Here is a 21,401-nt window from a genome sequence, read left to right as displayed (position 1 = left end):
GATTAAAAATAATTATATATTTTTGTGGAATCATTCTAAATAAGGATTTAAAAAATAAATTATGAAAACAAAACTATTATTGGCTTCAGTACTGGCATTGTCTGTTCAGCAGACTGTTTTAGCGCAGACTGACGCGTTGGGATACTCACAGGTAAATATGACAATGGGGAGCGGATACCAAAACCGTGTGTTTGTAGATCTTGCAGATGGTAATATGGTTTCTCAGCCAGCCAATACTTGGGATATTGCTTTTTATAGAAACTCAAACTACGCGTTTGGATCAAGAGTCAATGATGCTAAAGATATTGAAGTATTCACTGCTTCTACCAATTTAGCCGATTGGGATAATATCAATATCAGCAATGAATCTTCATGGGGAGCGCCTCTTTACAATCCGGATCAGACCACTGACTGGAGCCAGGGAGCTTTTGAACAAGGACCAGTAACCTCTCCAAACCCCAATATCCCTTCAACAGGATGGGGAGTTTACAACCCGGTGAATCACCATATTCAGGGGAAAGCTATTTTTGTTTTAAAATATGCTTCTGGAACTTATATCAAGTTTGCTATTGAAGATGCTTTTGCAGGGTATACTTTCAGATATTCAAAATGGAACGGTACATCATGGGGAGCTACGGAAACAAGAACTCTGGCTAACGGTACGGATGATTCTTATTTCAACTATTTCTCTTTTGATACCGGAGCAAAAGTTCCAAGTCTGGAACCATCCAGAACAGCATGGGATTTTGTATTTACAAAATATTATACATTCTATATGGGAGTACAGATGTACCCACTTTCCGGAGCGATCCAGAGTCCAAACGTAAAAGTAGCAATGGTACAGCCGGAAACACAGCAAACAGCAGCTAATTCTATTCCTGCCAGTACAAGTTTCTCATCAGCTATTACTACTGTAGGACATTCATGGAAAGGAATCGGGACTGTAAAAAGTGATGTTGTATACTACGTTAAAAAAGGAAACGATTACTACAGAATGTATTTCACTACCAATGGTGGAGCTAGTACAGGAAATATGTATTTCAAATACAAAAAGATCACGGAAACGTTGGGAATTACTGAAGTAGGAAAAAAAGCATCTTTTGGTATTTATCCTAACCCTACAACAGCAGATAAAAAAGTAACTGTTCTTTTTGATGTTAAAGAAAAAGCAGGTAACAAGGGAAATGTAGAAGTTTATGATCTTACCGGGAAAAAGGTATATTCAGATGAACTTACGAACCAGGCAGGTTTCTACAAGCAGGACCTGAATCTTTCTACACTTCCATCAGGAAATTATCTTGTAAAAATTACTTACGGTGGCCATTCTGAGACGAAAAAGCTTATCGTAAAATAAAATATTTTATTTTAATACTTTCTATTTTTTCTAATAAAAAGGGCGGTTTCAGAATATTGAAACCGCCTTTTATTCTTTAAGGAAACTAAAAATATTTAAATTCTTAAATCTTTAAATATTAAAAGATTAATATATCTTAAATCCTTTATAAACCTCTGCTGAGCTTTCCATAATTTTGGAAGCATCTTTACGGAAATCTAAAAGGTGATCCTGACCGTTATGTCTGTTGTGGTGTTCTACACTTTCCCAAAGTTCGATCAGGAAGAAAGTTCCTTTATTATCTTTATCTTCGATAAGATCGTACTGCAGACAGCCTTCTTCTTTTCTTGTTTCTTTCACAAGGTTCTGAAACAGCTCTACAGCATCCATCAGATAATTTTCATTAAACTTAAAAAGTGCAATGATATGTAAATTCATGTTCTAATATTTAGTGATGTAAAAGTAAAATATTTTCAAAACCGAATATCCTTTTAAGCCCTTTATTTTTCAACACAATGCAAAGTTTTTAATTAAAAACTGATTTATAAATAGTTATAGAACTCATCACAATTACCAATGTTCCGATAATCACAAACATTTTCTTTACAGGAAGCTTAGCAGTGAGCATCGCTGAAAAAGGAGCGGTAATAATTCCTCCGATTAAAAGCCCGAGAATAATGTTCCAGTGCTGGATTCCCAGGGTAAAGAAAAAAGTAATGGCAGCGGTTAGCGTAAGAATAAACTTGGCTACGGTAGAGCTTCCTACGGCAAATCTTGGGGTGAATGCATTTTTAATCAATGTTCCGGTCACCAAAGGTCCCCAGCCTCCTCCTGCAAATGAATCTATAAAGCCTCCTATCACGCCAAGTCTGGTTAGATTGGTTTTCCTTTTCAGCGCTTTACTTTGTTTTTCTTTAAATGCATTTGATAAAATCTGGAATCCAAGGTATAAAGTGTAAAAAGCAATGAGTGTTTTCGTGATTTTCGCATAATACTCTCCCAGATAAGTAAGACTGACTGCTCCGATAACTGCTCCGATCACAGCCGGAATAGCGAGCTTTTTCACCAGACTTTTGCTTACATTTTTCAATTTAATATGGCTGAGACTTCCCGCAGCAGTGGTGAAACTTTCCGCAGAATGAATACTTGCACTTACAATATGCGGTGGAATATTGAGCAGCATAAGGGTTGTGGTACAAATAACTCCATATCCCATTCCCATGGAACCTGCAACAATTTCTGCAAAAACACCTACCAGAAGCATCCAGTAAAAAATATAATTATCTTTTGCCAGAATGGTCTGCAGTTCTTCCAGATATCCCAGTTCATACATGGAAAAAACAGCAATGGATATAATAGCAGCAGTCATCAAAAGGACATTAATCCTTACCTGAATTTTTCTTGAAATCACCATGTCACAACCGTTTTAGTCCATACTCTTTCATTATCAGCATCATTGCCAATTGAGACATTTAAAGTAGAACTGTTTTCTGTAGTTCTGTGCGAGGAAATCTTTCCGGAAATAATACATGCAGCCACGGAATGTACTGCGGTAATAGAGGGTGTAAGCTTTTGTAATTGGTTTACCTCTTCTTTTGAAATCATAGTTTATTCATTTGAAGTAGTGCAAATATCTGATAAAATATTTATCCTACAAAACAAGTAGACTATTAATTCAAAAAAAAGGATCAGGTTAATCTACCAGATCCATTAAAGTTTTACTTTCCAGAATATTCAGTGAAGCATCCCGAACCTCTATCAGTACATCATGAAGCCCGCAGTGATCTTCATTGCAGTCATCACATTTTTCATAAAAATTGAGACTTACACAGGGAAGCATGGCAATAGGCCCATTGACAAGACGAATGATTTTCGCCAGTTTCACATTCTCCGGATTTTCTTTTAAGAAATAGCCACCACCCTTTCCTTTTTTACTGTCGAGGATTTCCGCTTTTTTCAGTTCAAGAAGGATGTTTTCCAAAAACTTTAAAGGAATCTTTTTATGTTCCGCAATTTCAGAAATAAGAATCGGGCCTTCATTTCTTTTTTCTACAAGATATGAAAGCGCCTTAAACGCATATTGAGATTTTTTTGAAAGCATTAAAGCAAAAATACGAAAATTGTTTAATATTTGAAAAAGACCATAAAAGCAGATTCATAAAAGAAAAAAAGGCAAGTTTATCTATCCGTAATTTTACGGTTTTAGGTACCACACTTTTGCCTTTCTCCTATTAAATCATTATGTTTGCCATATGTTCAGTAAACAAGAAGCACAGCAACTAAAAAAGGAATTTTGGACCGCTTTTGGAAGATCATTTCCCAGAAAATGGATTCTTTATGACACCAAAATTAAGGACATGGCATTTAAATTTTCTGCCGACAACAAAAAAGCAGAAGTTTCTCTGGATATCGAAATGAAAGATGAAATCTTCCGAAATGCGTACTACGAGAAGATCTGGTCTTTGGAAGATATTTTAAAAGATTTTATCGGAGATTTTCAGAAAGAAGAATATTTCACTCTTGAAAACGGTAAGATAATCAGCAGGATATGGGTTGAAAAACATCATGTTTCTATTTTTAATAAAAATACCTGGCAAGAAATTTTTGAATTTTTTGTGAACAAAATGGACGGTTTCGAACGGTTTTACTACGAATATGAGGATTTTATAAAGGATATATAGAATACTTACGAAATAAATACTACTTTACACTTCAGGTTAAGATAAAAAAAGAAAACTTATCTTTGCCCTACCACTTAAACTAATAGATGAAACAAACTAACATGATTAAAAATGAGAAAAGTGTACAAAAACATTTTTGGAGAGATTATTTCCAAAAGTAATGCTGTGAAGCTGAGCGAATATCATCTGTATTATTATGAGGAAGGTTCCGATTTCCTGAAAGAAATTGAATTTATTAACGAAGACAGTGTTTATAACATCAATTATTTTTTAAGTGACGAAGAAGACGAAACTCAGGTAGTCAATTATCTTAAAGAAAAGTCTGACTTTTTTGATATTGAAAAAAAAGAGACCACCGACGGCTATATTATTTCTACCAATAAATTGTATTCCTTATCCGTAGACGAACTGCCTTTAATTTCTAAAACTGTTTTCAAAACAGAAGATCCTGAAAATTTTATCTGTTCACAGGTTATCGATAACGAAACCCATCAACCCCAGCTTGAAAGAACCATAAAATGCTGGTATACCAACGACGAAAGCGGTGAAAAATACGCCGCCATAGAATGCAGCTATCAGGAAGACGGAAAACTGGAACTGGCTGTAGATAAAACTCCGGACCCCGATCATGAAGAAAACTGGATCCATTATGATTATGATACTTTCCAGGATCTTCAGGAACAGATTTCCACTGACATCAGTTATTACAGGACAGCGGCTCTACTTCCAAAAGAAACGTATCAGCAATAATTTAGATTCTTCTTTTACCTCAAAATTATGAAATGAAATAGACTTCATTTTTTTTAACCAAAAAGCACAAATACCAATCTGGTCGATATCTCTAATATCCTTAGATATCCCGATTGATAATACTGAAATTTATTTACATAATTTCAATCATCAGTCCTATAAGTGATTACATCTTCTAGCTATAAAATAAAAAAGAGAAACCTTACGATTTCTCTTTTTTATTTTTTATCCAAATTTCTTTTTCCTTAACCAGAAGAACAATCCTCCGATAAGGCCGATAATAGCCAATGGAAGCAGTAAATTAATCCACTGCCAGGTGGATTTCTCTTCGGTGATTCTTTGTCTGTCAAGAAGTCTTTCTTCGATATTTCGGTTTCTCAGTTCCATCAGATTGCTGTCATCTAACAGATAATCCAGCGCATTTCTAAGGAATTGTTCGTTTCCAAACTGTTCATTCGTCAACAGATCAACTCCTAGCGGAAGTGGTTTTCCTTTGATCACTTTATTTCTCCCTACATCTCCGTCTGCAATCACAATCATTTTGTTTTGCGGACTGGATGCTTTGAATCCAGGGTATGATTTTCTTTCAATTCTCGATGCATAAGCAGAATTAAACTTTCCTTCCAACGCAACAGCGAAGATCTTTGGTGTACTTGGTTTTTCCATTTGTCCAAGACTGTCTACACTTGCAATTTCTTTCAGGTCAACATAGTTCGGAACCTGTTTCAGTAATGTTCTTTCACTGGATTCGAAAAGAACTTTTGTTTTGATATTCTTTCTCCCTCCTAGTGTATCGATAGAAGTTGGGAATTCAAATTTTACAGGATTGATATTTTTTGTGATTGGATTATTATTTTCAGCAATTCCAAGCGGATAATAAGGCCAAGGTAAGCTTGTGTACTGAGGATTTCCACTCACTTCTCCTGTAACCAGTCTTAAAAGAGCAAACTTTTTCACATCTTTTACCAAAGCAGGATTGATTCTTATCCCGTAATTGAAAAAGAAATCTGTCATGTTGATATCTACCGGGAAAGGCATTACTTTCTTGGATCTTGTTAACGTATCCATTTCAGCATTTACCGCATCTATCATCCAAAGGGTTTTCCCTCCGTTCATGATGTACTGGTCCAGAATTACTTTTTCATTATCTGTAAAAGCTTTTCTCGGTTTTGCAATCACCAAAGCACTCATCTGTTTCAATAGCGGAATATCTTCCACTGAAAGCTCTGTCTGATTTTTAGGAATAATAGGTCCTGCATCATAGTTTTCCATGGCAAGCTGTACAAATCCCTGGAACTCGTCCGGATTCAATTCATCGTGGTTGACCAGAATTCCGATTTTCTTTCTCTTGGCTGCTGCAATATTTTTAATATTGGAAACAAGATTATACTCCAGTCCTTCAATAGATCTTGTTAACTGCTGATCGGCATCAATGCCGGCCTGTTGTACCACTAAAGGAATAGAAACGCCATCATTTCCGTGTTTAATCACCGCATAAGGGAAAAGGGTGATTTGTGAGATTTTCCCGTCTTTTACATCCGGAAGAATAGACGGCTGCATTCCCATTGCCATCAGAGTGTCCTGAGACATTTTTGTTTTAATGGGATCGATGAATTTAAAATCAATCTTCGGATTAATTTTTCTGAATTCTTCCAGCATGAATTTCGTTTCGCTTTGCAGCTGTTTGAAACTTGCAGGAAAGTCTCCTTCCAGGTACACTTCAACCGTCAGAGGCTTTTTAACAGACTCTAATACTTTGATGGTGTTATCAGAAAGGGTATATCTTTTTTCTTTTGTTAAGTCTAATCTGATTCCCGAATAGGTCAGGATAATCACTAAAGGAACAATTACAATTAAGAAAATTCCCAGTGGAGATTTAGCATTGAACTTCTTCATAATTCTACTTCTTTTTGTTAATAAAATGATTAGACAATACTAATGAAGCTCCGATAACAAGTACAAAATAAGCTACATCTTTAAAATCAATAAGCCCTCTTGTAAAGCCTAAGAAATGCTGATAGAAACCTATATTCTGAAGGATAAAGTCCGCCCCTCCCAATAGTTTATAGCTCGCCAGTTGTTCAATTCCAAAATACATAATGAAGCACATGAAAACACCCAGCAGATAAGCCATAATCTGATTCTGTGATAATGATGAAGCCAGAATTCCTACTGCTGAAAAAGCAGCAATTAAGATCATCAGTCCAATATAACTTCCGAAAGTCATCCCCAAGTCAATATTTCCTGCAGGAACTCCCAAAACATAAACTGTATAAAGATAAATTAATGATGGAATAAGGCATAAAATCCCAACAATCCATACGGAAAGAAATTTTCCCGCTACCAGTTCTGAAACCTTTAACGGTTGTGAGAAAAGCCAGTTTAATGTTCCGGTTTGCTGTTCTTCCGCAAAAGTTTTCATGGAAAGTGCCGGAATGATAAACATCAACAGCCATGGAACCAATACGAAATAGCTCTGAAGCGAGGCCATTCCGATCTCAAAAATATTAGAATCGTTGTCGAAAAAGAACAGGAAAAGGGTTGCTATCAAACTGAAAGCGGCAATGATCACCCATGCACTCCAGTTTCCAAAGTAACTCCAAAGTTCTTTCTTTAAAATTGCAATCATAGTTTTTTTGTAAGATGTAAAAAGGATGCATGTTTTAAGACATACGCCCTACTCTACAATTATTTGTTTTTTTTATTTTTATTAACCAGTTTCACTGTCATCATGATCAGCAATACAAGAACGAAAAATCCTGCAATTAATTGCCACCAGTATTCGATCACCATTGATTTTAATATAACGGTAAATACCACCAGAAACAGAATGAATGTTGCAATTTCATTCGCCTGTCTCAGTTTGATATTGGCAATCGGCAGTGTATCTCCATGTAATTCTTTTAAATGAAGGACTTTTTTCCAGCACCAGTAATGGTAAACGGCAAGCCCGATCAGGAAGGTCAGTTTCAAATGAAACCACGGCATTTTCATCAGCCCGGTATTTAAAAAGATCATGACTAATCCGCAAACTGCCATGATTATCCCCGCAGGAACGGTGATAATATTCCACAGCCTTCTGGCCATAAAAGTGTACTGCTCTCTCAGAATTTTCTTTTTTTCTTCCGGAAATTCATCGGTATCTTTATAATAAACGAAAATCCTCACGAGATAAAAAATTCCCGCAAAGTAGCTTACCATGAAGATAATATGTAAAGCTTTGATGACGGTATACAGCATCCTAAAAATTTGTTTGCAAAGATAGTTTATTTCGGAAAAAAAGAGAATTTAATCTAAAATCTTTAGCTTAAAATAATAAAGATTCAATATTTTTTAGAATTTGAAAATAATTTTCATATCAACATTAAAATTGAAACCCAAATTAGAACCTTGCCGATTGGAATGATAATCAAAAGGAACACCATCTACAGGAGCATATTCTTCTTCTTTTCCTGTTATATTAGTATAAGAAACATTTTTTTGTCTGATACCAAAGCCAATTTTAGGCATAAAGCCAAACCATGAAGACTCTTTATGAAGCAAAATGCTGTAGTTAATATTTACTCCATATTTGGTTCTTTTATAATCTGCTGAACTAAAAGAATAATAAACATCATTTTCGTCATAATATTTTCCTGAAATATTTTTTCCTGTTTGATTTAAATAGAAAACTTCTGCTGATACAAAGTGTTTTAATCTTGATTGAGGCGCCAAGCTGTAAAAAACTTCCGGTCTTATCTCAAAAATCCTGTTTTCCCCTTCAAAATTACCATTATTTACGGGAATTATTTTGTCGGTTCCATAGGCCAATTCGCTTCCAATCCACCATCTTTCATTTATTTTCCGCATATACCCTACATTATAGCGTTGGTCGCGAAAAGGAGCAAAAGCACTTACGGTAAGTATTGATTTGTAATCATCAGATTGAGCATAAAATGTATTGAAAAAGCTAAAAAAAACAAAAAGAAGTAAATATTTTTTCACAAAATGGTTATTAGAATTAGTGTTTCAAATATATTATATTATCATTTATTCAGCAATAGTATTTTTTTAACTACAATTATTTAATTATTAAAAGAAATAGGATCAATCATTTTAAAATTGGTGTGTTTTTAATGTATTTCAATTTTTTTATTGTCAATACTTCCAATCCCCCTGAATAAGAAAACAGGATTTCTCTGAATATAAGAAATCCTGTTTTTTATTCTACAAAAGTAGATTTTTTATCTTAAGAGATCACTCCTAATTCTTTTCCAACTTTTTCAAAAGCAGCAATGGCTTTATCCAAATGTTCTTTAGTGTGAGCAGCTGATAATTGTACTCTGATTCTTGCTTTTCCTTTCGGTACTACAGGATAGAAGAATCCGATTACATAAATCCCTTCATCCATAAGCTTTTCAGCCATTTTCTGTGAAAGTGGTGCATCATAAAGCATTACCGGAACAATGGCAGCATCTCCATCAGGAATATCGAAACCTTTTGCTTTCATTTCCGTTCTGAAATATTCTGCATTCTCCATTACTTTATCACGAAGAGAAGTATCATCAGAAATCATATCCAATACTTTCAAAGCAGCTCCTACGATACCAGGAGCCAGAGAGTTGGAGAATAAATAAGGTCTTGAACGCTGTCTCAACATATCAATGATCTCTTTTTTACCGGAAGTAAATCCTCCTAAAGCTCCTCCTAAAGCTTTTCCTAAAGTAGAAGTGATGATATCTACTCTACCCATTACTTCATTAGCTTCGTGAGTTCCACGACCTGTTTTTCCGATGAAACCTGTTGCATGAGAATCATCTACCATTACCAAAGCATCATATTTATCGGCAAGGTCACAAACTCCTTTTAAGTCTGCTACAATACCGTCCATTGAAAATACTCCGTCTGTAACGATGATTTTAAAACGGTGATTCTTTTCAGAAGCTGCAATCAACTGAGCTTCCAGATCAGCCATATTATTATTTTTATATCTGTATCTCGCTGCTTTACATAAACGAACACCATCAATGATTGATGCATGGTTCAGTTCATCTGAAATAATAGCATCTTCTTCTGTAAATAATGGTTCGAAAACTCCTCCGTTTGCATCAAATGCCGCTGCATAAAGGATCGTATCTTCAAGACCTAAGAAATCAGCAATTTTTTTCTCCAAATCCTTGTGAATATCCTGTGTTCCGCAGATGAAACGTACAGAAGACATTCCGTATCCGTGAGATTGGATCATTTCCTGAGAAGCTTTCATCACTTCCGGATGGTTGGATAATCCCAGATAATTATTAGCACAGAAGTTCAAAAGTTTTTTTCCGTTCGCTTCTATTTCTGCACTCTGCTGAGACGTGATGATTCTTTCTCTTTTGTAAAGTCCGTCATTCTCAATATTCTGAAGTTCGTTCTGTAAATGTTGAAGGTATTTTTCAGAGATCATTTTTAGTAATTTTTTAGATGTGCTAATTTACTAAAAAGGCAGTAAAATAAAACCTTTTATAAGCTTAATTCTAAAAAATCAATTCAGGAATCAGTTTTAACACTATTAGTCTATAAATTTAGTAGGATAATATTTATATTTGTTTAAATTTTTAATGCATGAGATTAAAGCCGGTACAAAAAATAAAGACAATCAGTTCAGAAACCTTTATCAACAACCACATGAAGCCGAGAGTTCCGATTATTATTGAAGACTTTGTGCATCCGGAAAGTCCCGCTTTCAAAAAGTGGAATTATGAGTATTTCAAAGAAATCGCAGGAGATCATAGGGTAAATATCTACGGCAGCGAGCTTGATTCTCTGGACAGAGTGGCCAGTGATCCTATTGCACAATCTACATTTGCAGAATATCTTGATCTGATTCAATCCACCCCAACAGAACACAGGCTCTTCTTATTTAATTTATTAAAAATAAAACCTGAGCTTAAAAACGACATTATCTACAATGATGTTACAAATGGTAAAATACTGAAATGGCTGCCCTTTATGTTTTTTGGTGGTAAAGGTTCTGTCACAAGAAATCATATTGATATCGATATGTCACACGTTTTTATCAGCCAGTTCCAAGGAATCAAAAGAATCTGGCTCTTCCCGTGGGAACAGTCTGATTTTATGTATAAACTGCCCTATAATTTCCACAGCCTGGCTCAAATTAAAAATCCCGATTATAGAAAATATCCGGCTCTACTTTACTTAAATGGTTATGAAGCCATTATCTACCCCGGAGAAACCCTCTATATTCCTTCCGGCTGGTGGCATTATATTCAATATGACACGGAAGGTTATTCCATATCGGTAAGGGCACTTCCCTCAAGTCCTCTTGAAAAATGGCGTGGATTTAAAAACCTGGTCATTACCAGACATTTTGATAATCTCATGCGAAAGGTATTCAAAGAAAAATGGTTTGAGTATAAAGTGAAAACGGCAAGAAAAAGAGGAGCCAGAGCAGCAAGAAAACAAAGAAGCTTTCAAATCTGAAAGCTTCTTTGTTATATGATGATTGATTTTGGTAAAAGTACTCATTCATACTTTACTGTTTGTCATTTTTAATGTTTGATAAATTTAATATTCTTTTCATCAATCGTAATGAAATAAGCTCCGGGAACCAATTCTGCTATTCCAATCGCTTTACCTGGCTGATACGTTCCTTTTCCAACCAGTTTTCCGTCTATGGCATGAATCGTAAAATCTACAGCTTTGTTAATACCTTTCAGATTAATTTCATTTTTGGCAGGGTTCGGATACAAACCAAAACCTTCTTTCTCAACAGAAGAAACACTTAACGTATTATCCTGAGTCACCGTAGAATTTTTCTCAATAATCTGGTAGTCATAATTAAACTGAACACTTGCAATCGGGAATGTTACTGATTGTAAAAAGCTTTGATTATTGGATGTATTATTAAGGACAAAATAAGCAGTCTGACCTGCTGTTCCTATCACTTTTATTGGCAAAGGCATTTCAAAAAAGCTAACGTTAGCACTGCTTTGCGTCTGGGTAACTTTAAATAAAGCCTGATTTCCGCCCTGCATCCACTTGATGGTGTAAGTAGGATATCCTTCACCATAAACCCAGTCATTGAAAAATTCTGTAAAGTCTGTTCCCGTAGACTGAAGCAAAGAAGCATTAAAATCAGCAGTACGAGCATAGCTGTAGGCAAGGTTCGGTCTTGCATGATAGTCTTTAAGTGCCTGATAAAATGCAGCGTCACCTAAAATCCACTTCAGCATTCTCAATACATATCCTCCTTTAGCGTAAGACAATCTGCTGTCAAATATTCTGTTGATGCTGGAAAGTCCGTTATCCGGTACATACACAGTTCCTGTTGTACTTGCGGTAATGTAGCTGGACTGACCTTGTAAGTAATTCAAAAATTCAGTATTGGTCATCAATAGTTTTTCATTGGCAAGGTGCTCTCCAAAAGTTGCAAAACCTTCGTTCAGCCAGATATCATTCCATGCGCCACAGGTTACTTTATCTCCAAACCACTGGTGAGTAAGCTCATGAGCAATCAACTGCTTGCTCCATCCACCCATGGAAGACATCGTCTGATGCTCCATTCCTCCACCATACATGAATTCCATATGTCCGTATTTTTCATTACGAAAAGGATAAGTTCCAAAATAGGTTTCAAAAGTATCCATTACCTGCTTTGTCCAGTTAATATTCGCAATGCTTGTTGGATTTGAATTCGTTGACGGATAGATATAGTTCACAAAAGGAAACGGAGGATTTCCAATGGTATCAGTAAGTTTAACAAAATTTGTAATCGACAGTGCGATCAGATAAGCTGGTGTAGGATACATTGTTCTCCAGAAAGTAAGTTTGGTACTTCCTGTAGGAAAAGTTTCAGACATCAGTTTTCCATTAGCGGCTACACTGTAGTTGGATGGTGTCGTAATTTTAAAATCAAATCTTTCAATTTTATCATTTAAACTCTGCTTGGTAGGAAACCAATCTTGTGCTCCGTAGGGTTCATTCAAAGTAGAAAGTACCGGAGTTCCGCTTTGAAGAGCAGTTTTGAATGCATCATTACTTGTAGATGGTGCGCCTGCATAATAAATAGTAAGAGAGTCTAGTGTATTGGCAGGAATGGAAGCCGGAAAATCAATTTTCAGTTCTTTTGAAGGAAGCTGCTGAAAGCTTGTAATGTTGGTTCCATGATATTTCACCTGAGAAACCGTTAAAGAATTGGAAAGATCAAAATAAATACTTCCCATATTTTGGTTAGGCTTAAAGTGAGAAGTCACTGATCCGGCGATGTTATATACCGCAGGATCCAGGTTCACATCCATTCTCTGATACTGCAAGTCGTAATTCAGCGTATTGGGATTCGTATTCCCGATGTTCATTTTTTGAGTGAAGGATTTTTTCTCTTTTTCGATGAGTCCCTTCATATCAATGTTTTGTTCTTGCTTCTGGCTATAGAACTGTTGGGAAAATAGAAATCCCAACACCAAAAGGTACAATTTTGTCATGTTTAGAAAAATTTAATCAAATATAAAAAAAACCTTTTAATCAATGATTAAAAGGCTGTTATAATATATAAAATAAAAAATTTTTAAAGATCTAATGCAGGTTCAAGAATTTTCTCCATTTTTTTCTTCACCATGTCTACCGATCCGGAATAGTTATTCACCATTAAAGAGAAAACCAATGTTTTTCCTGAATTTGTTTTCAGATAACCGGCTAATGTTTTTACTTTATTCAAAGTTCCTGTTTTTGCGAAAACCTGCCCGTTTCCTCCAATATTGAACATTCTTTTTAAAGTTCCGGATTGTCCTCCGATAGGTAAAGAAGTCAGATAAGATCTGTAGTATTTCTGATCCATCAAAGAAGTAAGAAACTTCACCTGAGAAATTGGAGTTACATTATTACTTCTTGAAAGTCCGCTTCCATCTATATAGTTAAGACCAATCATATCAAAACCGGCATCTTTCAGGTGATTAGTCACCACCATTCTTCCGGATTCTGAAGTCTGGTCACCCATTTTCTGATATCCTACCGTTCTCAGCAAAGCTTCTGCCAATGAATTGTCACTGTGCTGATTGGTATAATAAATAATATCATTTAAAGTAGGTGATTTATACGCTGAAAGCATTTTTCTGTTTTCCGGTGCTGCATCTGTCATTTTCGGAGTTACTTTTCCGGTAACAGGAATTCCGCTTTTTACCAATGTTGTTCTGAAAGAATTGGCAAGATAAGCCGGTGCATCAGGAAGTTTGGTTGTTAAAGCTCCGTTTCCTTCGTATTTATCAGCATATACCATCTGATGATTATAAGGAGAAACATAGAAGAATTTCTTTTCTGTAGAGAAACCTCCTTTTTTAACAATCAGTTTTTCGTTGGCCGGGTTGATATCGCGGGTACTTCCTGCAGGCAGATAGTAATTATTATTTTCCAACCATACAACATTTTCCGGAAGCACTGAAATATTGCCTTTGAAAAGCGCTGTCTGAATGATAATATCACCATTTACTTTTTTGATTCCCTCTCTTGAAATACCGCCTACGAAATCTGAAATAATATCTCGATAAGATGTTGCACCAGCTTTATTTGTCCCCAAAGAAGGGTCACCACTTCCTATCACATAAAGATTTCCATTCAACACTCCATTTTCATCTATCGTTCCTGAGTACTCCAACTGAGTCATCCAACGGTAGTTTTCACCCAGCATATTTAATGCCGTTTCCGTTGTAAGTAGTTTGGTAGTAGAAGCAGGTACTAAAGGAGTATTTTCGTTATACGAAGAGATTACTTTCTTCGTTTTCGGATCATACACTACGAATCCCCAGGTTGCATTTTTCAGCACAGGATCCGCCATCATTGTGTTTACATTAATGTCTACAAGTTCTTTTGCTGACAAAACAGTCTTCTCCACCATCGTACTAACGGGTGACGGCAGGTTTAAGCTGCTTTTCTGATTGTCATAATTCTGAGAATAAAGAACGGTAGAAACGGTAGATTGAGCCAGGAAAAGACCAGAAGCTAACACCGCCGCACTTGAAATATATTTTCTGAAATTTACCATCTATCTTCTTTTTGTTCTATAGTTTTGACTCTATAAAAAATGACAGGTTAAATCATCCAATAAAAGAGCCAAACACTTAATCAACGTCCAAAAGTAGAAATTATTGTCATATAACAGACCACCGACCCATTATAAAAGAGTGTAAAGTTTGTTAAAAATTGTTAAAAATCAACAAAAACATCTTTTTTAATGCTTTGATACGCAGTGATTTCATCAAATTCTTTCAAACTTATCAAAACCATGTTTTTGAATTTCTCATAGTTTTTCCCACGGGGAAGCTTCAGCATAATCTGGAACTGATAGAGATTATTAAGCCTTGCAATCTGAGCTCTTTCAGGGCCTAAAACACAGTCTTCCGGAAGATATTTTCTAAGGATAGAACCCAGAAACTGAGAAGCACGGTCTACTTTATCTTCTTTTCTGTGTTTCATTTCAATCATGATCAGCTTAGTGAAAGGCGGATAATGGAATTTCTGACGCTCTGTAAGGATATATTTATAGATCTTCGCAGGATTATTCATCTTGATCAGCTGAAATACAGAATGATCAGGGTTAAAGGTCTGAATAAGGATTCTCCCTTTCCCGGAAACTCTCCCGGCCCTTCCTGAAACCTGTGTGATCAGTTGGTACGCTCTTTCTTCCGCTCTGAAATCCTGTACATATAATAAAGAATCTGCTTTAGGAATCGTCACCAGTTCGATATGATCAAAATCCAGTCCTTTCGAAATCATCTGTGTTCCAACAATAATGTCAGTTTCTCCATCTTCAATTTTCTCGTACAATTTTTCGTAGGCGAATTTTTTACGCATGGAATCTACATCCATTCTATCTACTTCATTTTCCGGGAACAGCTTGGTAACCTCTTCATGAATCTGCTCTACCCCTACTCCTCTTTCGTTCAGCTTTTCAGAATTACATTTCGGACAGGTTCTAGGTTTTGAAGCTCTTTGTCCGCAGTAGTGGCATTTCATTTCATTGGCGGCTTTATGATAGGTCATTACCACATCACAATTGGAACAGTAGTTCACATACCCACAGCTTTCACATTCTATGACATTGGAATAGCCACGACGGTTATGGAGAACGATTGCCTGATTTTTTTCATCCACCGTTTTCTTAATTTCCTCAATAAGTTTCAAAGAGAAATTTCCTGAGACCTTTTTAGATTCCAGAGCTTCTTTAAAGTTGATCAGTTCATATTCCGGCAGACTAACACTCCCGAATCTTTCATTCAGGAAAATGTATTTCATTTTATCTTTTCGGGCTCTGTAATAGCTCTCCACAGAAGGCGTTGCTGATCCTAAAATCACTCCTGCCTGGTAAAATCCACCCAATACCAAAGAGGCATCTTTAGCATTGAAATAAGGAGAAACCTCTCTTGGTCTGTACGCAGAATCGTGTTCTTCATCTACCACAATAAGTCCCAGATTCTGATAAGGTAAAAACAATGCATTACGCGTTCCGATCAGAATACGGATATCGTTCTGCCTGATTCTTCTCCATACTTCTACCCTTTCAAAATCGGTCAGTTTCTGATGATAAAAGCCTAGCTGTCTGCCATATTTTTTTTCTAACCTTTGAGTAATCTGTTTGGTAAGAGAAATTTCCGGAAGCAAAAAGAGAACATTTTTTCCGTCACGGATGCATTCATCAATTTTCTCTAAATAAATATGAGTTTTTCCCGATGAAGTAACGCCATGAAGCAGAACATTCTTTCCATCTTCAAAAGCCTCATCAATTTCAGATTTTGCTATTTTTTGCTGTTCGGAAAGTTCTTCAAGTTCCTCAATTTCTCCTTCATAGCTTTCTATTCTGTCTTTCTGCATGTAGTATTCCTCTACAAGCCCTTTATCTGCCAAAGGTTTGAAGTGAGAGCTTCCGAAATAACCGTCTTCAAACAGTTCCGATTTTTTAATAGGAACATCCGGATTTTCTGTCTGCTTTTCCAGAATAAGAAGAAAAAGATCTTTCTGTTTTTGTGCTCTGTTTAATTTTAAAAGAATGTCTGTAAGATTCTGATTGGCCAAAACCTCATCATTAATTCTTACATACGCTACTTCTTTAGCTTTATATTTTTCAGCAATTTTCTCATCGATTTCAATATACTGAAGATCAATAAGTGAATTGATGGTTTTAATAATATCTTTTTTAGGAATAAAAGCTTCAATATCCGTCAGATTGATCAGTTGTCGTACTTCCAAGGCCTGAACCAGATACATTTCGTTAACATCCAGGTTTTCAAAATCTATGATGACTCCTGGCTTTAATTTTAAATAGGTTTCACTTTCCAGTTTTAAAGAAGAAGGAAACGAAAACCTGTAAATTTCTCCGAGACTACATAAATAGTATTCTGAAAGCCAGTTCCAGAAATCAATCTGCTCCTGAGGAAGAATCGGCTGATCATCCAGCATGCTGATGACTTCCTTGGCTACAAAGTTTTCCGGTGCATTATCATGAAGCTCAAACACAATTCCCGTATAAATCTTTTTCCCGCCAAACGGCACGAGAACCCGCATTCCTGGTTGGATTTCAGGCATCATTTCTTCAGGAACTTTATAGGTAAAAGATCCTTTCAGGTTTAGGGGTAAAACAATTTGAGCGTATTGCAAGGGAAATATTTAAAGTGTAAAATTAGATTTTTCTTTAGAGAACTGCAACTTTATGGAGATGGTTTCAAGCTTCTTTAACAGACCTTGAAATCCAATTTAGAAAAAACATTCAATAGAAACGGACTTTAGTCCGTTTGATAGAAGTAAAATTTCAATAGGCTTTAGCCAAAACCTGGATTAAACGCAATGTCCGCAAAAGATTAGATGAATCATTTTAATTCGTTCGCAAGGACGTTTTACTCAGCAAAGGTATTCTTACAAAATAACAAAGAATGTCTATATTAATAAACGATGACTAATCATTAAAAAAGCAGTTCAGTGATCTCATACCAGAATGCAGAGGTAAAAAATCCTACAATAATACTGACTCCGATGATCAGGTTGGTCAGTTTTGTATTCAGTCTGAATTGTTCTGCAATGATACTTGAAGTAACCAATGTTGGCATGGCTGCTTCAAATACTGTAATTTTAGCAACATCTCCTTTTATTCCGAATAATAAAGCCATACCCAGAACAATTGCTGGTGCCAGAATCAATTTATAAAGCATCGACATAGACATTTGAGGAATCAGTTTTTTCCATCCGTTGAATTTCAGCTGTAATCCGACTGAAAATAAAGCTAACGGACTTACCGTAGCGGCCAGTTTATCAAAGAAAGGTTCTGCAACGGTAAAGTCGATGAACCGCGACAATACCAAAGCGGAAATACATCCTATTAACGGAGGAAATGTCACCAATCTTTTTAAAATGAATATGGCACTTACTTTTCCTGATTTACTTCCTCCTTTTACTGCCGCAATAATTCCGAGGGTAGAAAGCGCAAAAAACATGGTCTGGTCACAGATAATGGCAATACTCAAAAGCCCTTCGCCATAAAAAGCACTGATTAAGGGAAATCCGATGAATGAAGTATTACTGTATCCGCTTGCTAATTCCAAAGTACTTCTGGACCGCCTTGAATATCCCCTGCTCTTACTGTAAAACATCATAAAGAAAAAGCAGAACACAGAAACTAAAAATGTGGCTGCAATAGGGAACAGCATCTCTGTTGTCCATTTTACTTTAGGCAGATATTTAAACGAAACTGCCGGAAGAGCAAGATAAAGAATCCAGGTATTGATACCTTTATGGGCATCGGGGTGGATAGATTTTGTTGCTTTGAATATCATTCCTGCAATGATACACACTGCAATCAGAACAAAATTTACCATAACTATAAAGAAATATAATGCAAATTTACGGCTGATTTTTGAGTTGGAAGGGTAAAATTTATATTTTTTTCGGTAGAATTTCTAATGAATCTTTTCTGCTTTAACCTTATAGGTTTTTGAAACCTATAAGATTTAGAGATCTACCTGCCGGAAATTTATAACCCGTGTCAAGGCTTTGAACCTTGACACGGGTTTAACTGCTTGAAATAATTTTTCAAAATAAATATTAATCCTTCATCACATCCCAAAGACTCATGACTTCAATTTTTTCCAAAGGTTTTGAAAGCGTAATTCTTTTTGAAGCTCCCGGCAAGAGATCAAAGAAATTATCACTGAAATGAGTATCTCCAATCAGATAGACATCTTTGGCTAAAATATCAGTTGATATTTCAATTTCAGTAGATGAAACTTTTCTGATTGTAATCTCAGGGGTTGAAAGTTTTAAATCTTTAGGCTTATTAAAAAAGAACAGTTTTTCAAATTTTGTGTCTTTTTCAGAACTGATTTTTAAAACAGCTTTAGACAAATCAAACTGACCCATTTCTGATTTACTGATACTGCGTATTTTCTTACTCACATCAGCATTGATAACCTCTGACTGATTGCTTTTCCAAAGTGTTTTTCCTTTAAAATCAATGAGTTCAAACTTAATATCTGAATTAAATTCTTTCACAAGATCACTTATCAGATAAATATTATAACTTTTATCAGTTTCAGCAATTGATATCAACACGGGTTCAAAACTTCTTTTCGCCTGATAATGGAAGGCTTTCCAGTTTCCGAGATAATCAATAGAAGACCATGAAACTACCGGCCAACAATCATTGAGCTGCCAATACAAGGTTCCCATATTATAAGGTTTTGCACGACGGTGGGCTTCAATAGCAATCTGCATTCCTCTTGCCTGTAACAGTTGTGAAACGTAATTGTATTGTATAAAATCTGTTGGAATATTATAATCACGCTTCAGGTATTCATTAATGATATCCCAGCCGCGGGCATGTTTTTCATGAGCTTTGATGGTTGAATTCTGAAGGCTTAAATCCGGAGTTCCGGAAAACATTGATTTTGTCGTTTCAAGGCTAGGTGTACCCTGAAAGCCATATTCAGACATGAAACGTCCCACTTTTTCATTGTAAATTTCAAAAGGCTGCTCACCCCACCAAACACCCCAGTAATGGGAATCTCCTTCGGTAAGACTTTCTTTGTGTCCCCAACCGATAGACGGAGAGCTTGGCCAGTATATATTTTTATCAGACTTCAGGTTTTCTGCCAATGCATTGGGAATTACCTCATGAAATAGCTTTTTATAATCTTTCCATACCTGAAGTGAATCATTTTTTGAATATTTGAACTGTTTCTGATAGCCCCAGTTAACAATCGCTTCGTCAATTTCATTATTTCCGCACCACAATGCAATAGAAGGATGATTCTGAAGTCTGTTCACCTGATCTTTTACTTCTTCTTTTACATTGTTCAGAAATGCTTCATCTGCCGGATAAAAGCTACCCGCAAACATAAAGTCCTGCCAGACCAGGATTCCGTTTTCATCGCAAGCTTTGTAAAACTCATCATCTTCATAAATTCCTCCGCCCCAGATACGGATCATATTCATATTGGCAGCTTTGGTATCTTTGATCAGTTTCTGATATTTTTCTCTGGTCATTCTTGGTGAAAAACTATCTCCGGGAATCCAGTTGGTTCCTTTAATATACAATGGCTGTCCATTCACTTTAAAGTAGAATGACTTTCCTTTTTCATCTTTTTCCTGTACCAATTCTACCGTTCTTAGGCCTATCCTGATATTTTTACCATCAATATTTTTCTGATCCTTAGAAAGTTTTACTTCGAAATCATAGAGGTTAGCTTCCCCACGGCCGTTAGGCTGCCAAAGCTTCATTCCTTTCGTTTCATAAGGAACCGAAATCGTATTGATTCCTTTTTTTAAAGATATTTTTTGGTGGATTTTATTAAGATCCAATATGTAATCACCAGCATTTTCAGCATAAATTTCTACATCAAAACGTAAATCATTAATAGCTTTAGAAGTTTTGTTCTGAATGTCTTTAACCGTAATAATTTTGGCATTATTCCAGAATTCCAATTGAACATCTTTCCATATTCCTGCAGTGACAAGCCTTGGTCCCCAATCCCAGCCAAACTGATATTGTGCTTTTCTCACAAAACTTCTTGGTGATTCCGGCATGGTAAATGGAACTTTCTTCGCTAATTCCTTTCCGGTATTTACTGCAGATTTAAACTTAATCTGAACTGTATTCCTGCCTGCTTTCAGATATTGTTTCACAGGAATAGTCCATATACGGAACATATTGTCGGTTTTCTTTAACAGTTTTCCGTTAAGATAAATTTCTGAGAATGTATCCAACCCGTGAAAAACAAGATTGATATTATCATTCTTTAATTCCAGGGTGGAAACAGTAAATGCGGTCTGATAATCCCAGTCTTCATTTTCAATCCATTGTACTTTATTTTCATTTTCATCCTGATAAGGATCGGAAATCACCTTGCTATTCATTAAATCAAGATGAACGGTTCCCGGCACTTTCGCAGCAAGCCAGTTGTGATCTTTTGAGTTTTTGAACTGCCAGTTTTCAGAAGATAAATTTCTTTGGGAAAACTGTGCTGAAATGATATTCTGTGTAAAAAGGAAAGCAAAAAGGATCGTTCTATTCATCAATAATTTTGTTTTGTATCGTAATATCAGTAGTTCTGTCATTCCGAAGCACGAAGGAATCTTCATCTTATTGGGTTAGATTCCCGCTGTGCTTTGAATAACAAACT

18 protein-coding genes are annotated in these 21,401 nt (G+C 35.9%); 4 read left to right on the top strand and 14 right to left on the bottom strand.

Features of this window, described 5'->3' with window-relative positions:
- Nucleotides 1-61: 61 nt before the first annotated feature.
- Nucleotides 62-1,354, top strand: a complete 1,293-nt coding sequence (locus BUE84_RS07420; RefSeq protein WP_079241080.1) for a T9SS type A sorting domain-containing protein — start codon at nucleotides 62-64, stop codon at nucleotides 1,352-1,354.
- A 126-nt stretch (nucleotides 1,355-1,480) separates the two neighbouring features.
- On the opposite strand, the gene BUE84_RS07415 is transcribed toward BUE84_RS07420, so the two are convergent.
- The 4 genes from BUE84_RS07415 to BUE84_RS07400 form a co-directional block, all read right to left on the bottom strand.
- Nucleotides 1,481-1,771: a putative quinol monooxygenase gene (locus tag BUE84_RS07415; RefSeq protein WP_047376912.1), complete on the bottom strand. Its 291-nt coding sequence runs from the start codon at nucleotides 1,769-1,771 to the stop codon at nucleotides 1,481-1,483.
- A gap of 88 nt (nucleotides 1,772-1,859) precedes the next feature.
- Nucleotides 1,860-2,747: a sulfite exporter TauE/SafE family protein gene (locus BUE84_RS07410; protein WP_099049837.1), complete on the bottom strand. Its 888-nt coding sequence runs from the start codon at nucleotides 2,745-2,747 to the stop codon at nucleotides 1,860-1,862.
- A complete protein-coding gene (locus BUE84_RS07405) occupies nucleotides 2,741-2,938 on the bottom strand; it encodes a hypothetical protein (RefSeq protein WP_079241079.1) in 198 nt (65 codons plus the stop codon). Before BUE84_RS07405 ends, BUE84_RS07410 begins: the two co-directional genes overlap by 7 nt.
- Nucleotides 2,939-3,026: 88 nt before the next feature.
- Nucleotides 3,027-3,434 carry an RrF2 family transcriptional regulator gene (locus BUE84_RS07400; protein WP_047432274.1) on the bottom strand — a complete coding sequence of 136 codons (408 nt, stop codon included), beginning with the start codon at nucleotides 3,432-3,434 and terminating at the stop codon, nucleotides 3,027-3,029.
- A 151-nt stretch (nucleotides 3,435-3,585) separates the two neighbouring features.
- On the opposite strand from BUE84_RS07400, the gene BUE84_RS07395 reads away from it, so the two are divergent.
- Both BUE84_RS07395 and BUE84_RS07390 read left to right on the top strand, forming a co-directional pair.
- A complete protein-coding gene (locus BUE84_RS07395) occupies nucleotides 3,586-4,014 on the top strand; it encodes a DUF4268 domain-containing protein (protein ID WP_079241078.1) in 429 nt (142 codons plus the stop codon).
- A gap of 111 nt (nucleotides 4,015-4,125) precedes the next feature.
- Nucleotides 4,126-4,764, top strand: coding sequence for a hypothetical protein (locus BUE84_RS07390; protein WP_079241077.1), 639 nt, complete (start codon nucleotides 4,126-4,128; stop codon nucleotides 4,762-4,764).
- A gap of 225 nt (nucleotides 4,765-4,989) precedes the next feature.
- Here BUE84_RS07390 and gldG read toward each other — a convergent pair whose 3' ends face one another.
- From gldG to kbl, 5 genes are all read right to left on the bottom strand, one after another.
- Nucleotides 4,990-6,660 (bottom strand): gliding motility-associated ABC transporter substrate-binding protein GldG, encoded by a 1,671-nt coding sequence (gene gldG, locus BUE84_RS07385; RefSeq protein WP_079241076.1) that lies wholly within the window; start codon nucleotides 6,658-6,660, stop codon nucleotides 4,990-4,992.
- A gap of 4 nt (nucleotides 6,661-6,664) precedes the next feature.
- Entirely contained in the window at nucleotides 6,665-7,393 is a 729-nt protein-coding gene (locus BUE84_RS07380) for an ABC transporter permease (RefSeq protein ID WP_034695387.1), read from the bottom strand.
- A gap of 59 nt (nucleotides 7,394-7,452) precedes the next feature.
- Entirely contained in the window at nucleotides 7,453-8,004 is a 552-nt protein-coding gene (locus BUE84_RS07375; RefSeq protein WP_079241075.1) for a CopD family protein, read from the bottom strand.
- A gap of 93 nt (nucleotides 8,005-8,097) precedes the next feature.
- Nucleotides 8,098-8,748, bottom strand: a complete 651-nt coding sequence (locus tag BUE84_RS07370) for a hypothetical protein (protein WP_079241074.1) — start codon at nucleotides 8,746-8,748, stop codon at nucleotides 8,098-8,100.
- A gap of 244 nt (nucleotides 8,749-8,992) precedes the next feature.
- Complete coding sequence (kbl, locus tag BUE84_RS07365) at nucleotides 8,993-10,189, bottom strand: glycine C-acetyltransferase (protein ID WP_079241073.1); 1,197 nt, start codon at nucleotides 10,187-10,189, stop codon at nucleotides 8,993-8,995.
- 158 nt (nucleotides 10,190-10,347) lie between these two features.
- Here kbl and BUE84_RS07360 point away from each other — a divergent pair, with 158 nt between their 5' ends.
- Complete coding sequence (locus tag BUE84_RS07360) at nucleotides 10,348-11,226, top strand: cupin-like domain-containing protein (RefSeq protein ID WP_079241072.1); 879 nt, start codon at nucleotides 10,348-10,350, stop codon at nucleotides 11,224-11,226.
- 68 nt (nucleotides 11,227-11,294) lie between these two features.
- On the opposite strand, the gene BUE84_RS07355 is transcribed toward BUE84_RS07360, so the two are convergent.
- The 5 genes from BUE84_RS07355 to BUE84_RS07335 all read right to left on the bottom strand — a co-directional run bounded on the left by BUE84_RS07355 (nucleotide 11,295) and on the right by BUE84_RS07335 (nucleotide 21,294).
- Nucleotides 11,295-13,226, bottom strand: coding sequence for a M1 family metallopeptidase (locus tag BUE84_RS07355; protein WP_079241071.1), 1,932 nt, complete (start codon nucleotides 13,224-13,226; stop codon nucleotides 11,295-11,297).
- A gap of 83 nt (nucleotides 13,227-13,309) precedes the next feature.
- Nucleotides 13,310-14,779 carry a D-alanyl-D-alanine carboxypeptidase/D-alanyl-D-alanine-endopeptidase gene (gene dacB, locus BUE84_RS07350; protein ID WP_079241070.1) on the bottom strand — a complete coding sequence of 490 codons (1,470 nt, stop codon included), beginning with the start codon at nucleotides 14,777-14,779 and terminating at the stop codon, nucleotides 13,310-13,312.
- A gap of 161 nt (nucleotides 14,780-14,940) precedes the next feature.
- A complete protein-coding gene (priA, locus tag BUE84_RS07345) occupies nucleotides 14,941-17,388 on the bottom strand; it encodes a primosomal protein N' (RefSeq protein WP_079241069.1) in 2,448 nt (815 codons plus the stop codon).
- 302 nt (nucleotides 17,389-17,690) lie between these two features.
- Entirely contained in the window at nucleotides 17,691-18,599 is a 909-nt protein-coding gene (locus BUE84_RS07340) for an AEC family transporter (RefSeq protein WP_079241068.1), read from the bottom strand.
- A gap of 226 nt (nucleotides 18,600-18,825) precedes the next feature.
- On the bottom strand, nucleotides 18,826-21,294 hold the full coding sequence (locus BUE84_RS07335; RefSeq protein WP_079241067.1) for a beta-mannosidase: 2,469 nt from the start codon (nucleotides 21,292-21,294) through the stop codon (nucleotides 18,826-18,828).
- Between the last annotated feature and the right edge of the window lie 107 nt (nucleotides 21,295-21,401).

Source organism: Chryseobacterium indologenes, from assembly GCF_002025665.1.
Taxonomy (GTDB): domain Bacteria; phylum Bacteroidota; class Bacteroidia; order Flavobacteriales; family Weeksellaceae; genus Chryseobacterium; species Chryseobacterium metallicongregator.
Note: the sequence above shows the minus strand (reverse complement) of the source record. Positions and strands in the feature narration are given on the sequence as shown.